19 protein-coding genes and 1 pseudogene are annotated in these 15,270 nt (G+C 28.7%); 12 read left to right on the forward strand and 8 right to left on the reverse strand.

What is annotated here, in order from left to right:
- The first annotated feature begins 935 nt into the window (after positions 1-935).
- Together N3Z17_RS07650 and N3Z17_RS04285 are read left to right on the forward strand one after the other, a co-directional pair.
- Positions 936-1,352 carry a hypothetical protein gene (locus tag N3Z17_RS07650; protein WP_410519603.1) on the forward strand — a complete coding sequence of 139 codons (417 nt, stop codon included), beginning with the start codon at positions 936-938 and terminating at the stop codon, positions 1,350-1,352.
- Positions 1,280-1,984: pseudogene (locus N3Z17_RS04285) on the forward strand (BamA/TamA family outer membrane protein); the annotation flags it as partial. The gene N3Z17_RS07650 and the pseudogene N3Z17_RS04285, both read left to right, overlap by 73 nt.
- A 477-nt stretch (positions 1,985-2,461) precedes the next feature.
- On the opposite strand, the gene panD reads toward N3Z17_RS04285, so the two are convergent.
- Together panD and N3Z17_RS04295 are read right to left on the reverse strand one after the other, a co-directional pair.
- Positions 2,462-2,887, reverse strand: a complete 426-nt coding sequence (gene panD / locus N3Z17_RS04290; protein ID WP_282471502.1) for an aspartate 1-decarboxylase — start codon at positions 2,885-2,887, stop codon at positions 2,462-2,464.
- Between the two features lie 692 nt (positions 2,888-3,579).
- Positions 3,580-3,768 (reverse strand): hypothetical protein, encoded by a 189-nt coding sequence (locus N3Z17_RS04295; RefSeq protein WP_282471503.1) that lies wholly within the window; start codon positions 3,766-3,768, stop codon positions 3,580-3,582.
- A gap of 123 nt (positions 3,769-3,891) precedes the next feature.
- Here N3Z17_RS04295 and N3Z17_RS04300 point away from each other — a divergent pair, with 123 nt between their 5' ends.
- Genes N3Z17_RS04300 through N3Z17_RS07595 form a run of 3 tightly spaced genes read left to right on the forward strand, consistent with a single transcriptional unit; the run spans position 3,892 to position 4,473 of the window.
- Positions 3,892-4,128 (forward strand): hypothetical protein, encoded by a 237-nt coding sequence (locus N3Z17_RS04300; RefSeq protein WP_282471460.1) that lies wholly within the window; start codon positions 3,892-3,894, stop codon positions 4,126-4,128.
- Between the two features lie 11 nt (positions 4,129-4,139).
- Complete coding sequence (locus N3Z17_RS04305) at positions 4,140-4,352, forward strand: IS3 family transposase (protein WP_282471504.1); 213 nt, start codon at positions 4,140-4,142, stop codon at positions 4,350-4,352.
- A gap of 4 nt (positions 4,353-4,356) precedes the next feature.
- Positions 4,357-4,473, forward strand: coding sequence for a hypothetical protein (locus N3Z17_RS07595; RefSeq protein WP_345799025.1), 117 nt, complete (start codon positions 4,357-4,359; stop codon positions 4,471-4,473).
- 19 nt (positions 4,474-4,492) lie between these two features.
- Here the strand turns inward: N3Z17_RS07595 and N3Z17_RS04310 are convergent, their stop codons facing one another.
- Positions 4,493-5,449 carry an IS110 family RNA-guided transposase gene (locus N3Z17_RS04310; protein WP_282471505.1) on the reverse strand — a complete coding sequence of 319 codons (957 nt, stop codon included), beginning with the start codon at positions 5,447-5,449 and terminating at the stop codon, positions 4,493-4,495.
- Positions 5,450-5,734: 285 nt separating this feature from the next.
- On the opposite strand from N3Z17_RS04310, the gene N3Z17_RS04315 reads away from it, so the two are divergent.
- The 4 genes from N3Z17_RS04315 to N3Z17_RS07655 all read left to right on the forward strand — a co-directional run bounded on the left by N3Z17_RS04315 (position 5,735) and on the right by N3Z17_RS07655 (position 8,491).
- Positions 5,735-6,616 (forward strand): IS982 family transposase, encoded by an 882-nt coding sequence (locus N3Z17_RS04315; RefSeq protein ID WP_282471506.1) that lies wholly within the window; start codon positions 5,735-5,737, stop codon positions 6,614-6,616.
- 210 nt (positions 6,617-6,826) lie between these two features.
- Positions 6,827-7,783: an IS110 family RNA-guided transposase gene (locus tag N3Z17_RS04320; RefSeq protein ID WP_282471507.1), complete on the forward strand. Its 957-nt coding sequence runs from the start codon at positions 6,827-6,829 to the stop codon at positions 7,781-7,783.
- Between the two features lie 25 nt (positions 7,784-7,808).
- Positions 7,809-8,207, forward strand: a complete 399-nt coding sequence (locus N3Z17_RS04325; RefSeq protein ID WP_282471508.1) for a DDE-type integrase/transposase/recombinase — start codon at positions 7,809-7,811, stop codon at positions 8,205-8,207.
- Entirely contained in the window at positions 8,156-8,491 is a 336-nt protein-coding gene (locus N3Z17_RS07655) for an integrase core domain-containing protein (protein WP_410519578.1), read from the forward strand. Before N3Z17_RS04325 ends, N3Z17_RS07655 begins: the two co-directional genes overlap by 52 nt.
- 8 nt (positions 8,492-8,499) lie before the next feature.
- Here N3Z17_RS07655 and N3Z17_RS04330 read toward each other — a convergent pair whose 3' ends face one another.
- Both N3Z17_RS04330 and N3Z17_RS04335 read right to left on the reverse strand, forming a co-directional pair.
- Positions 8,500-8,730 (reverse strand): MbtH family protein, encoded by a 231-nt coding sequence (locus N3Z17_RS04330; protein WP_282471509.1) that lies wholly within the window; start codon positions 8,728-8,730, stop codon positions 8,500-8,502.
- A 52-nt stretch (positions 8,731-8,782) separates the two neighbouring features.
- Positions 8,783-9,112: a hypothetical protein gene (locus N3Z17_RS04335; protein WP_282471510.1), complete on the reverse strand. Its 330-nt coding sequence runs from the start codon at positions 9,110-9,112 to the stop codon at positions 8,783-8,785.
- Between the two features lie 425 nt (positions 9,113-9,537).
- Between N3Z17_RS04335 and N3Z17_RS04340 the strand changes: the two genes are divergently transcribed.
- Positions 9,538-10,197 (forward strand): ankyrin repeat domain-containing protein, encoded by a 660-nt coding sequence (locus N3Z17_RS04340; RefSeq protein WP_282471511.1) that lies wholly within the window; start codon positions 9,538-9,540, stop codon positions 10,195-10,197.
- A 206-nt stretch (positions 10,198-10,403) separates the two neighbouring features.
- Here N3Z17_RS04340 and N3Z17_RS04345 read toward each other — a convergent pair whose 3' ends face one another.
- Positions 10,404-10,880: a methylated-DNA--[protein]-cysteine S-methyltransferase gene (locus tag N3Z17_RS04345; protein ID WP_282472635.1), complete on the reverse strand. Its 477-nt coding sequence runs from the start codon at positions 10,878-10,880 to the stop codon at positions 10,404-10,406.
- A 715-nt stretch (positions 10,881-11,595) separates the two neighbouring features.
- Positions 11,596-12,255, reverse strand: a complete 660-nt coding sequence (locus N3Z17_RS04350; protein ID WP_282471512.1) for a 4'-phosphopantetheinyl transferase family protein — start codon at positions 12,253-12,255, stop codon at positions 11,596-11,598.
- A gap of 265 nt (positions 12,256-12,520) precedes the next feature.
- Between N3Z17_RS04350 and N3Z17_RS04355 the strand changes: the two genes are divergently transcribed.
- Together N3Z17_RS04355 and N3Z17_RS04360 are read left to right on the forward strand one after the other, a co-directional pair.
- Entirely contained in the window at positions 12,521-13,039 is a 519-nt protein-coding gene (locus tag N3Z17_RS04355) for a DUF6398 domain-containing protein (protein ID WP_282471513.1), read from the forward strand.
- Between the two features lie 99 nt (positions 13,040-13,138).
- Positions 13,139-13,684: an ATP-binding protein gene (locus N3Z17_RS04360; protein ID WP_282471514.1), complete on the forward strand. Its 546-nt coding sequence runs from the start codon at positions 13,139-13,141 to the stop codon at positions 13,682-13,684.
- A 744-nt stretch (positions 13,685-14,428) separates the two neighbouring features.
- On the opposite strand, the gene N3Z17_RS04365 is transcribed toward N3Z17_RS04360, so the two are convergent.
- Positions 14,429-15,265: an IS982 family transposase gene (locus N3Z17_RS04365; protein WP_282471515.1), complete on the reverse strand. Its 837-nt coding sequence runs from the start codon at positions 15,263-15,265 to the stop codon at positions 14,429-14,431.
- Between the last annotated feature and the right edge of the window lie 5 nt (positions 15,266-15,270).

Raw genomic sequence — 15,270 nt, forward strand, 5'->3', positions numbered from 1 at the left:
ATATTTCTTCGCCTCTGACGTCTAAATTAATAAATTATTAACTTCAATTATAAATATTTATAATAAAAATTTTCTTTTTTTATTACTTAATTTAAGTTCAACTTAGTAATCAAATCTAATTAATGAATTAAAAATATTTACTTATTTACTGTATAATACTTGAATTTTTTATCTTTACATGTAATTAATACAGTTAGGGTAGATTTACTTAAACTCACTAAACACCAATTTATAAGAGTGAATAGCACCATCAGCAAAATTGCTTTTTTGTTATGTAAGGTGATTATAATTACTTTGTTACTATTTGTTGACATTTCATTATACATAAACTAAGAATCATTAGATGATAATTACTACAAAATTATTATTCAAAGATGCCCTCATGATCATCCAATTAGTTACACATCAGATAAATTACAACCTATTTCAACACAATATATTCATAACATTAATCATCATTTAGAGTATGATCAACTTTATATTGAGAAGATATTAAAATCACTGGGATATTATCAAGTAGAAATTAAAGCTGATATAATACAAGACAAAAAAATATTAGTTTTTAAAGTTCACCAAAAAAACAATATCGCTTTGGAAAAATAAAACTAATTTCTAATGATAAAAATGCTAATACTCTACCGATCAAATTATTATACAGTAAAAAAAATGAACCCAACCTTAACTTTAGTAGTCATTGAAGATGAAAAGATACTACATAAATGGATAGAACAATATAATTATTTTTATAATTACAGCATTCAACACAAAGCCATATTAGATAATTTTAAAAAGCAAATCAATATTATATATTATATTAACGTTCAAACAAAAGTAAATTTTGGAGATATTACTTTTATAGGACATATAACTATTATAGAACTCTATTTATATAAGCTCATAAACATAAAAAAGGAGATTGTTTTAAACGTTCAAAAATTCATCAAGCTAAAACAAGACTACAAAAAAGCGGCTTATTTTCAGAAGTTAATGTTATTTTACCATCTAAGATCCCAAGAAATAATCAGGTATCCATTATTTTCCATGTTAAAGAATATCCACATCTTTCAAGAAAGTTTGGTATTAATTATAATTCTGACTTTGGATTGGGAATAACTCCACACTGTAACCATAGTAATTTTTTATCTTGTGGAGAAAAATCATCTGATTTATTGACTTCATCAAAAAAAGAAAAAAAGCTTAATATTAAATTAGCTAAACCCTTCTTGAGTAAAAAAAACAACCGACCAAGGACAGACTCTAATATAAAAAAAGGGAAAGCAAGGCATATTATACAAAAGAATTCAATATTAAAGCAAATATTGAACAAGAACCAAGTAATAAAATTACTATAAACTTGGGAATCAAATCTAATTATGAAAAAATGAAAAATCAAAATTTAACTCAAAGATCTGCACAATTTTCATTTCCTATTTTTATTTCATACTATAACCGAGACAATATTTTAAATCCTAAAAAAAGCAAAACTTTTCATCTCGAAACCAAACCAACTATTAATACTATTAACAAAAAAAGTAGTCATATAAAAAATTGTTTTAATGGCACTTTTTATCAATTTTTTAACATAACAAAAAAACCTACTCTTGCTTATCGAATAGCCACAGGTTTTATTATTGATACCAACATAAAATCTATACCAATAACAGAAAAATTTTTTACAGGCGGAAAAAGCTCTATACAAGGATACAGTTATCAATCAGTAGGACTAATAAATCAAAAAAATAAACCTCAAGTAGGGCGCTCATTTATTAAATTTTCTACAGAGCCACATATGGATATTAATAAAAAATATGAGCTTACAACTTTTCCAAATTTTAACAAAAGCCTAAATTTAAGGTCTGGAATAGGTTTGCATTATTATATTAATTTTGGTTTTTTAAGATTAGACATAGCATTCCCATTAAGTAAAAATGCTAATTTAAATACAAAATATCGATTATATTTAAGTATTGGACAAACATTTTAATGCTAAATTTTATATTGTTGCTATAAAAAAATAGTTTGCCATTCTATTTGCAATTAAACTATTATTAATTTAAATAAAAATATTCAACGAAATCAGAAAATTAAAGTTTTTATCTCTATAATACAAGTATTGGCTTATTAGACGAATTTTTGATTGTAAATAATTCATTTATAGTAGGTATTTATCACAATTTACCCAATAATTTACCTCTTTCGCAATACAAGTCAACTCCTTAATAGGAAAAAATCTCGGGAGAATTTATAAAAGCTTAGATTTACTTAATGACTTCTTAAAGGGTTTAGTAATTCAGAAAGAATAGCTAATCAGGTTTCCACACTACATAAAATATACTATTTTTTGGTTATAAAGTCCTATTTATAAATCTAACACTAAATATATTTAAAGAAATTTCCATCCATAATGAATTTTATTCTGCATCTTCCTGAAGTGACCCCAATGAGTCAGACCAACAATGAATCAAAAAGAGAGACATTTTTTTATTTCAAATTTCATATCACCTTTACTGTCCTGATCTACATCATAATATAAAACTTCATCCACTTCATTATTATCTTTATAGGTTATAATTTTTGGCTTCAGTTTTAGAAGATTAGACGAATCACTATATTCACTTGCAACCAAAATCACCTCATCACCAACTTGACATGTTCTTGCCGCTGCACCATTTAATACACAACACTTTGATCCAGCTGGACCAAAAATAACATAAGTCGATATCCTAGCACCACCATTTTTATTCCACACATCAACAAATTCTAAAGGCATTATGCCAACTAATTTACACTGCTCTGGATCTAAAGTAATAGATCCATGATAATTTAAATTTGCATCTGTTACTCGTATACCATGCAATTTAGCCCTTATAAATTTTTGTACCCCCACTTTTTTTTATTATTTTACAAAAAGTAAAATATTTTAAATATTATGTCAATTAAATAAATTAATATAAATACTTAAATTTAATAAGTATATAAAAACGATCTTCTTCCTACTGTCATAGGTGCTCCAAAAAAAGCTTGGCAGGTGATACAGGATAAATTCTGATATTGCTCTACTACCGGAAAAAGAGATAGAAAATAATGATAAAAATCTCATAAAAAGTATAAATAACAAAAAAGAGGTTTTTCTGAAAAAGATAAAATTTAAAGAAGAATAAATAGCATTAGCACTGACACTACACAAGGTAGACAGTGGATTATCAATAGAAGAAGCATGTAGGAAATTAGGGATAAGACTTGCAACATTCTATAGATGAAGACAGAAATACGGGGAATTATGTGCGCCGGGCATGAGGTAAGAGTAGAGGATTCAAGTCTCTCATGGGCTGATATAGAGCGGTCCATTAGCTGAGGCAAGGTTAACTTCGTGAGGAGTTGTTGGCTGAAAGGAAGCCGACGGCAAAGTAAGGCTGAGACGAACAGAAATTTGGTAGTAGGCCGTTATAACTGGGTGTATCGACCTACAATCATAAACACATGGAACTGCAAACAAGAATTTTTTGAGACCGAATTAAATGCGAATAAAGCTTATAAAGTTGCATTAAATTACTATGCCTAATTTGTAAATATCTTTACTTATTTCTTCTGACCTACTTTTGCCAATTTTCCATTTAAATATAATCTAATTTCTTTGCGTCCAGCGCTCAGCCGATTACAAAGCACAGAGAAATCATAGCCTTGTCTTGCAAGATTTGGTTTAAGATCATTAAGATTGACTGATAATTGAAGTGACCAAAAAAAATCAGACCAATATAAGAGAGACATTTTTAATATAAAAATATATAAATAATGTAATAAAATATTGGTAAAGATTATGAGTAAACAAAAAAGTTGCACAAAAGAGTTTAAATTCAGAGTTGCAATAGCCGTTGAAAACAGCGAAGCTAAATGATAAAAGGAGATTTAACAATTGCCGAAATAATTTCAAAATATCAAGTACCAAGATCAGTTTTGAGTAAATGGAAAAAGCAGCTAATAGACAATGGTCCTGAAGTATATAAAAAAGGCAATCAGCCAGTGCAGGCGTATAATAATGGTAATATGGAGAAATTACATGCAACGATAGGAAGGTTAAAAGTAGAAAATGATTTTTTGCAACAAGCCTCATCAAAGTTGATGTTATAAAGAGGCGTAAAATGATAAATACAGAACATCAACAACTGAGCGTGAGGAGGCAAAGTGAGCTTTTAAAAATAAATAGGTCGATGATATACTATGAGGAATCAGATAAAAGTGAAAACTTTGTATTGAGCAATAAGATAGCTGAAATATACTCATCATATCCCATATATGGGTATCGTAGGATAACAGCAATGTTGGCAAGAGAGAATATAGAAGTAAAATCATAAGAGAGTGCAAAGATTAATGAGAGAAATGGATTTATATGCCATATATCCAAGACCTAATACTAGCATTAAAAATAAGGAACATACAGTATTTCCATATTTATTAAAACCTCAGCATCCGTAAAGAAAGTCAAATAAAAAATTTAGGCAATAGTAAAATTATCATCCCAAAAAGAGTTATTTTTAATAACAGCGTGCATAAAAGCAAGAAGCTTACGCATAACAGCAACAAAAGCTACTTTAGGTGGTTTGTGGTTAACAATTAAATGATCGTAAAAAGATTTAAGTTTAGGATTGTGCCTAAGAGAAGCTACGGCAGCCATATAAAGAACTTTACGTAGATGGCCTCTACCTGCGAATATAGATCTCCTTCCCATAAATTTTCCACTATCTCTAGTGAAAGGAGCAAGCCCTATTAAGGAAGTAAGTTTAGTAAATGCTATGTTTCCTAACTCTGGAGCTTGGCATATAACAGAAGTAGCAAGCACAGTGCCCACTGCAGGTATAGATATAAGCCTATCCATTTTATCTTTAATTTCTTTGTCATCTTTGCATAAAACTTTTATATGCGCATTAACTGATTTAATCTTTTCTTCTAAGTAGGAAATATGTTGGTTTATAGATTTTTTAGTGTAATTATCCTGCTCTGTTTCTAATCTGCAAATTTCCTGATTTTTCATCAATATTAACTGCTCCCTTCTTTTTGTTAAGCTAACTAATTTTTCTTCTGCAGTAGATTTATAATTTTGTTTTGGTTGCAAGGAAAAATTATTTGCAAATTCAGAAATTAACTTACAATCTAGTTTATCTGTTTTAGCTAGTAGACTAGTAGCTTTTGCATAATTCCTAACCTTGTTTGGGTGAACTATAATAAACTTGATTCCTTTTTTAAAACAACATTTTTCTAATTCTTTTTCGTAACCACCAGTTGGTTCAAAAACCATTACAAAATCTTTATAATTTTTATAATGATTTTTTAAGTACTTGAGCAAAAGTAGAAATCCTTTATTATCGTTTGGTACTTTATATACGTTATTTGTAGTAGGAATATAGCACTCTAAAGATGCTTTACCTACATCAACTCCAATATAATTTGGCATAATGTTCCTCCTAATATATAGTTAAATAAGGTATGCTACATACTCATACACAGGATTTATTCCTATGACATCCGTTTGTAGTCATATCTATTAAAGGATGGATATATGCTGAGGTTCAATGTCTTATCTATATAAGCATTTGTTCGAGTTACATTTTATCCATCCCTTATTTACTATTAGTCTTAAATTACTTTTTTAATAGCTTTTTTATTGTATGAGTTCGGAGTTTCATAATTGCCACAATAAATGATATCATGGCAAGTAGAAAACTTATAATGAATAGATATGATACCAGAAACCCAAATAATATCAATATATTGTGATATTGATAACTTTTGCAAGGAACTAGATGGATATGTTGAGAATGGGCTGATTGAAGATAAAAACAAAACAGCAAAACGGGGTCCAAAGCCAATACTTTCAGAGAGTGAAGTAGTTACGATAATGATATTGTTTCAGCTGAGTAAGTTTAGGAATTTTAAAGCATTTTACACTACATTTTTAGCAACGTATTGGAAGCACCATTTCCCTAAATTGCCAAGTTACAATAGATTTATTGAGCTTGTAAAGTATAGTATTATGGCGCTTACAATGTACAGTGCTATTAAAAATGGTAAGAAAAGTGGGATTTATTATATTGATGGAACTTGCTTACCAGTATGCCATTTAAAGAGGAGTAAAAGACATAAAGTATTTAATGGAACATCTGAGTATGGAAAAACATCCGTAGGATGGTTTTTTGGCTTAAAATTACATTTAGTTATAAACAATGAAGGGCAATTAATTGCCTTCAAAATTACAAAGGGAAATGTCAGCGATGTGAAAGCTGCCTATCCACTTCTTTCAAAATTAAAGGGGGTGGATTTTGGAGATAAGGGCTATATCGGTAAAAAATTATCAGAAGAACTAATGGAAGGAGCGCTAAAACTTATTACTAGAAAACGCAAGAATATGAAAGATAAAGATCCCATAACTGCATTGGAAAAGCAGCTACTAAATCAACGCTGTATTATTGAAACCGTATTTGATCACCTAAAACATCATTATCAAATATGGCATACTAGACATCGCTCAATTATTAACGCTCTATCTCACTTGCTTGCCGCTCTTGCTGCTTACACCATTGAACCTCTCAAAATATCTGCTCTAAAGTTACTCATACAATAAAAAAGCTATTAAAAAAGTAATTTAAGACTAATAGTAAATAAGGGATGGATAAAATGTAACTCGAACAAATGCTTATATAGATAAGACATTGAACCTCAGCATATATCCATCCTTTAATAGATATGACTACGAACGGATGTCATAGGAATAAATCCTGTGTATGAGTAGTATGTAGCATACCTTATTTAACTATATATTAGGAGGAACATTATGCCAAATTATATTGGAGTTGATGTAGGTAAAGCATCTTTAGAGTGCTATATTCCTACTACAAATAACGTATATAAAGTACCAAACGATAATAAAGGATTTCTACTTTTGCTCAAGTACTTAAAAAATCATTATAAAAATTATAAAGATTTTGTAATGGTTTTTGAACCAACTGGTGGTTACGAAAAAGAATTAGAAAAATGTTGTTTTAAAAAAGGAATCAAGTTTATTATAGTTCACCCAAACAAGGTTAGGAATTATGCAAAAGCTACTAGTCTACTAGCTAAAACAGATAAACTAGATTGTAAGTTAATTTCTGAATTTGCAAATAATTTTTCCTTGCAACCAAAACAAAATTATAAATCTACTGCAGAAGAAAAATTAGTTAGCTTAACAAAAAGAAGGGAGCAGTTAATATTGATGAAAAATCAGGAAATTTGCAGATTAGAAACAGAGCAGGATAATTACACTAAAAAATCTATAAACCAACATATTTCCTACTTAGAAGAAAAGATTAAATCAGTTAATGCGCATATAAAAGTTTTATGCAAAGATGACAAAGAAATTAAAGATAAAATGGATAGGCTTATATCTATACCTGCAGTGGGCACTGTGCTTGCTACTTCTGTTATATGCCAAGCTCCAGAGTTAGGAAACATAGCATTTACTAAACTTACTTCCTTAATAGGGCTTACTCCTTTCACTAGAGATAGTGGAAAATTTATGGGAAGGAGATCTATATTCGCAGGTAGAGGCCATCTACGTAAAGTTCTTTATATGGCTGCCGTAGCTTCTCTTAGGCACAATCCTAAACTTAAATCTTTTTACGATCATTTAATTGTTAACCACAAACCACCTAAAGTAGCTTTTGTTGCTGTTATGCGTAAGCTTCTTGCTTTTATGCACGCTGTTATTAAAAATAACTCTTTTTGGGATGATAATTTTACTATTGCCTAAATTTTTTATTTGACTTTCTTTACGGATGCTGAGGTTATTAAAGGGCTTAGTACTAATAAAGCCTCATCAAGTTTGGCAGGTTGATATAACATATCTAAGGACTACAAAAGGTTTTATGTATTTAGTAGTAATAATAGATATGTATAGTAGGATGATTGTAGGCTATAGGCTTAGTAATAGTTTATGCACTGAAAGCTGCAAATCAGCATTAGAAGATGCCATACTAAAGTATGGCGCACCTCTAATATTAAATAGCGATCAAGGCAGCCAATTTACTAGTGAATCTTGGGTTAAAACTTTAGCGCATTATAAAATTAAGATTAGCATGACGGGTATTGGTAGGTGCACTGATAATGCTTACATTGAAAGATTATGGAGAGCTTTAAATATGAAGGTTCTTATTTGTATCAGTGGAATACTGTAGAAGATCTAAAGTCCAATATTCCTAAGTGGGTATATTGGTATAATTATAATAGACCGCATCAATCATTAAATTATAGTACTCCAGCTGAGACTCTATATAAAGCTTATAGTAGTAATAATTGTAATAGTTTTTATTTGAATTTTCAGGATTTAAATCTAATATTATACATACCAGGAATAATAGGAAAAAAATTGATAAATAAACACATACTATTTCCTCCTCATTCTACATATTTTGAACCTAAATTTAACAATGGTATAATATCTATTCTTATAAAAGACTAAACCTCTAATTAATTTATCAGTTTAGTTTCATCATTTGTAACATCCTTTTCCATTTGTTCTCTTAAACTCTTAGGCCTCATATCAGTCCATACTTTTTCTATATACGCCAAACATTCTTCTTTACTACCTTTGGGTCCCACCTGCTTCCAGCCTAATGGAATTTTTTTCCATGCGAACCATAAAGAATATTGCTCTTCTTCATTTATTAAGCATATATGCTCTTCTTGTTCTTCAGTCATAATACTAACTACCTCCTTTTGTTTTTTAATTTTTTGATTTGAGAATAACTATTTAATTATTTACTATTACTAAGGCTCCTTGACCTTTTTTAGTTTTCAAATCAATATCCGCTACACATCTAACATCACAATAATTTAAATTAGTAGTGCCTTCTATGTGTACACTACCAACTCCTTTTTCAAAGTCTGCATCTTTTAAATCGCAACTATCTGTATCAACATTTATCCCTAGTTCAGTACCTCCCTTTGTATTTGGAAATGTAATATGAATATACTTCATATCAACAAGCCTTTCCTTAATCTCGCTATAAGGCTCTTCTCTGTTACCTATTGTCACTTCATGCTTGCCAGTACTAAGTCTTTTTACTAACTCATTGATCATAATGCTATAAATTAAATGGTTATCTTTCTAAAAAAACTAGTTGATAAATCTAATTCTGTCAAGTGAGCAACAATATAACTTAAGTGCTTTAAGTAGTTAAATATACAATTTACTTCATAGTGTTAGTTCTATATTCAGGATTTCCTTTAACATCTTTATTAAGCCATACCCATTGATAATTTAATTCATCTTTTTTATTTAAAAATATACAATAAAATCCCCTATTATTGAAGTTCTTAAAATATTCAAATACAAATTTTAAACCACCAAATTATATAATACCTAATTAAATTATCTTTATAGCAAACTTAGTTTAATTTTTTTTCACTACAATTTGTTATATATAATATTGTATAATTTCTTCCTAAACATTTAAAATATGTTATAATACCATTCATGAAAGTTTTTTATCTTTGATCGAAATTATGCCACGTTATAATGATGATTATTCGCACCCCTTTTCACAATATGGTGGGCACAGATATATGATGATACGCGAAGATTACAGATCTGACTATATTTATGGAGGGAGTAGTGGTAATAGTTACGAAAACTCTCCCGCACTACCTGCTCTACATAGAGCTGCAAGAGACGGTAATTTAGATATTATTCATAACCTACTTGATAGCGGGACAAATGTTAATGATATAACTTATAATGGACGTACTGCCTTACACTATGCAGCAGAATATAATAATCTGAGAATTATTAATTTACTAATTAACTCAGGAATAGATGCAAGTATTACTGATTTAAATGACAGAACTTCTAGAGATTTACTACCAGACCATGGTTTGCAATTAAGATTTGACTCATTAATATCAGGTTTACAACAACACAATATTGAAGTAAGAGCTAATACTCTTTTACAAATATCTACTTCAGAAGAAAATCTACCGGCTCTTCCTTATGAAATTTGCAATATCATTTCTGAGTATGCCAGTTCATATCCAGAATCTAGGTTAGCAGATGCACATCAACAACAAGAAGATCATGCTCCTTTCAATATTTTTAGCTGTCTTTCCCATTGTTTTTGCACCCCAGTCTATAACTATTTTTATCCAACACAAACTCACTTTGAATAGTATTATAAAACATCAGATACTTTTTCTCCCTCTCTGTGGAGCACGTCTATATTACCACTTATTGAATGATTAGTCCCTATGTGATCGAAATTCAATTATATTTTAATTTATCATATGTTATCTTCTAAATAGTTAAAACTATCTATATATCTCCAATAATATCATTACCTGACGTCATAACTATAATCAAAAATAATTAATAATTATTAATTAGAACTTATTCTTTGGCTATTTTCATGCTCAATTAGCCATTGCTTACGTTGAATCCCAGCACTATAACCACCTAAGTTTCCATCTCTACGAATGACACGATGGCATGGAATTACAATCGCTAATTGGTTTGCACCATTAGCATTTGCAACAGCTCGACATGCTGATGTCTTATTCATCACTTTTGCTTGATCTAAGTAACTTATAGTTTCTCCATAAGGAATATCTTTTAAATTATTCCAAACTATTTTTTGGAAAGAGGTACCTAAAAGATATACTGAGGTTTTAAACACTCTCAACCGACCTTTAAAATATAATTCTAACTCTTTCTCAATAGAAATAATTGGTACTGTCTTCCCTACAGTAATGCCTGATTTTATTTTTACACATAGTTTTTTTATCTCATATTCTAAACATTTTTTATCAAAAAACTCCAATATGTATAGAACCTTTTCATCAGCAACAGCTACCATTAAACCTAAATAAGTATCAATATAATAAGCTTTGAGAACGTTATTTTGATTGTCAAAATAAGAAGTTGATGAACTTATCAGTTTATAAAAAGAATTCATATACTTACGTTCCATTGATGTATTGCATTTAATTAAAACTATTATTTCTATACATTCTTTTGTTTATTCTAGATTAATATCATGTAACTTTTTAATAATAAAGCATATAAAAAAAACTATATTTAATTTTTAAATACCAAATAATTTATACCTAATTTTCAACTTAACTTATTAACCTGTGGCCAATAAGTTATCCCTAACCTATCAAATATCTCTCTGTATAGAAAAACTTATAATAAAACTTTTAGAAATTGCCTAGATTAAATAAATACCCATGTATTAAAACTATAAATAGCTACAAATCTATAAATAACTACTAATATTTATTAAATATTATTTGACCAATATAAATAATACATATACAATCCCACCTCATAAGTTACTATCCTAGTTTTCTTTACATATCCCACATATTCATCACTACTCCCCAAAATTTAATTAGGATAGTAATTTACTCTTCATTTTAATCTTAAATCTATCTTTAATTCAATATAACTTATATACAATAACATTGTAATTCTATTATACCACCCTACTACCCAAAGCAAATACCCACTTCAGCCACTTCAGATAAATTATTATAATTTATTACATACTAGCTGTTTAATTTTCTAATTCATCTAAAACTAAAATTATACAATTTAATATTATTAATAACATTGTCATTTTTATATGCAACATGTGCTATATAGTCAAAATCTGATTTAATTTTCTTTATTTGCCATATTTGATTACCTTTATAAAACTGCTCCCTTGTTCCTACTGATAAATCCTTTACTTCGTCAGTTAATCCTACCCCTATTACTTTTATTATTGCCTCTTTTCTTGTCCATAATTCATAAAACCTATCTTTTTTATTTCCAGCATTCATATATTCATTTTCTTTTTCTGTAAAAACTAAATCTCCTATACCGCAATAGTCTTCTATTTCTTTTTTATATTCTATGTCCACACCTATATCTTTTCTATAAAACCCTATAAGTGCTTTTTTATGTGCATGCGATAAGTTAAACTGCACATCTTCAGAAACCCATGGTTTTCCATTCTCACCATATTGATAAATTATTTCTTTTGCTTTTATATTACTATACTTTGATATTAATAATCTCATTGCTACATGTGATGTTAAATATACAGAATAATCCTTTGCAAATTTAAATTTATACATTTTTTCTAATTCTAAATCAGATAGTATTTCTATATGTTGTTTTGCTATATCAAAATTTTGGGTATTTATATCTACTTCCCATATATTTATTGTATTATCAGATAACACTTATTTTTTACTTTTTTTATTTACCTCAAAATTATACCATTTTTTGTCATAATAAAATGAATAACTAGATTCAATATTATATTCTTTATATATTCTCTGAGACTTTAAAGTAGCAAAGCAATATATAATCATTAATGACGATAAAAATAAGAGTTTTCTTTATATATTTTTATTACTTAATTATAAATTATTGTTTATATTAATTGTAATTCACTAAAATATAATGCTAGCATTAATTCTAGTATTAATACTTTGGAGTCTAGTCATGCTTAAAAATATAATATCAGAAATCCCAGCTCAAATTAAAAATAATTTTCTAAATGTTACTGAAATGATTAATTCATTTTGTAACAGGACTCTGAATGACAAGTATTATAATTTGGCTCTAAAATTAACAACAAAATTAGCAAAGGAAAATCCTTCTAATTTAATAGATTGTGATATAAAAACTTTAGCTGCTGCAATAATTAACACTATTACTAAAACTCACGAATCTGAGATGCTTCAAGTTTCTTCCAAAAACTTAGCTTCATGGTTTCAAACTACGCAAACTGATATAGATAAAAAAACAAATTCCATCTGCAAAATATTGAATCTGCAGTTCATAGATCAAGATCAAAATACAAAATCTAAAGTAGGTGATGGTTATGATATTAATGATCGTATGATGTGGTTAATTACTATCAACGGCTTTACAATTGATATCAGAAATGCAGCTCATGATTTGCAAGTTGATGCCTACGAGCATGGTTTAATATCATATATCCCCACTAACAACAAATGATAGTAATCATAAAGCAATCTTGTACTCACAGTTTTAAAATATTGAAATCAAAAAAATAGCCGCTATATTATTTTTATGAATAAAGTAATAATATAAACGATGACTGATAATATAGAAAATATAAAAGTTTTTGATTTTAATGCAGATGTTAGCAAAGTTCTGCAGTTAATGGCCAAAAGCCTTTATACCAATAAAGATATTTTCTTAAGAGAACTTATCTCCAATGCTTCCGATGCTTGCAATAAACTTAAATACGATGCGATAAAAGATCCAGGTTTATTAGCAGAAGATATAGATTTAAAAATAACAGTCAAAATAGATAAGAAAAAAAATACAATTATAGTATCTGATAATGGTATTGGAATGGATGATAAAGATTTGATTGCTAATCTTGGTACTATTGCAAATTCAGGAACCCAAAAGTTTTTAGAAAACCTTAAAGATGAAAAAAATGGAATTAAAGATTTAATTGGTCAATTTGGTGTTGGCTTTTATTCCGTATTTATGGTGTCAGATTTAGTTACCGTATATTCTACTAAAGCAGGGAGTAAAAAAACTTTTGTATGGGGATCTGATGGCTTAGGTAAATATTCTCTTAATTTACATGATAAGCAACTACCAAGAGGAACCATTGTAGAGAATTAGATATAAAAAAAGAAAATGCAGATATTTTAGAAGATTATAATATAGAGAGAATTATAAAACTAGAGAAGCTCAAGAAGTATATATTTGAAAATGAAATACAGAGCTTATCAACTCCAATATATGCATTTTATAATCCACCTTGGATCCTATCATTTATGAGACGCAATGAAATTATGATGGAGATTAATTAATGATAATTTAACTATAGTAACGTTATCGTAGTGAGAGGTATAAAATGCCTACCAACATATATGCTTGTTAATGTCGTAAAATCACTATAGCTTTACCGATTTAACTGAACTGAATTAAATCATGTTTGATAAATTAGTAAATGTTGCAGTTTTTAGCTCTAGCAGTTCTGTTGGTAAAGAATTCATTAACTATTTTTTAAGCACCAAGAATATCAATCAAATATTTTTATTTTCTTGATCAGAAACAAATTTCAATAATCATAAAGTTATACAAAACTATATTAGTTATAATGACGAAAATACTATCATTGAAGCTGCTAATCTTATAAAAAATTCAACTTTAGATATAGTTATAATAGCTTCAGGAATATTGCACTAAGATAATATCATACCTGAGAATTCATTAAACGATATAACCTTACAAAATTTTCAAAGATTATTTTTGATTAATACAATATTTCCTTCATTAATTGCTAAATATTTTATCCCACTTATGAATAGAGGGAAAAAACAGTTTTTGCTATACTTTCAGCTAAAATAACCCCAACTGCATTTAAGGAATAATGAATAAGTTTTTATCAATAACAGGTTTATCTGGTCTTAATTGATAATTTATTAATCCAGCTAAAAGATGGGAAAAAGCATTAATGGGAGATCTGTGTCTAGAGTGGATAAGGGTTCTTAGGGATTTCATAGAAGAGAAGATTGTTTCAACCAGCGAACGCTTTTGAAGCATTAATTTATCCTTAACATGCATCAGACAGTTTTTCATGTTTTTCTTAATCTTTGTAATCAGCGTTGTTCCCTGCTCAAACAAAGTATTGAACAGTTTTTTGGAAAGGTACCCCTTGTCACCAATGAGTTTACAAGAAATATCTTTTAGCATGTCAGGAACAGGCGCTCTATCATCGGTATTTCCTGGAGTAATCGCGAGTCTAACCACTTCTCCATGTGTATTAAACAGTATATGTAGTTTTAAACCAAAGAACCAACCTGTAGATGTCTTGCCTTTTTTTGCCATACCTTTAAAAACTTTATGTCTTTTTTCCCTCAGATTATGGCATACTGCCATTGGTGTTGCATCTATAAACATATACTCTGTTATGCCTCCTTCAATAGCTTTAAACATACATAATAAGCATGAAAATGCATTTTTAACATATCTGATAAAACTATCATAATGAACCATATTTAAGAATAAATTCTTACGTTCTGTTTTTAAATAGTAATAATAATGCTTGAAACACGCCATTCCTGACGCGTGATAGCTTATCATTATCGTTATTATTTCTGATAACTTCATTTGTAAACCCCTTTTTCTCTTTACCATTCCATCACTTATCAATTGTTTTACATACCATCTTTCAAATCCTTTGCAAAAATCATCCACTTCAC

It is taken from the genome of Candidatus Bandiella numerosa (genome assembly GCF_029981845.1).
In the GTDB taxonomy this organism is placed as follows: domain Bacteria; phylum Pseudomonadota; class Alphaproteobacteria; order Rickettsiales; family Midichloriaceae; genus Aquirickettsia; species Aquirickettsia numerosa.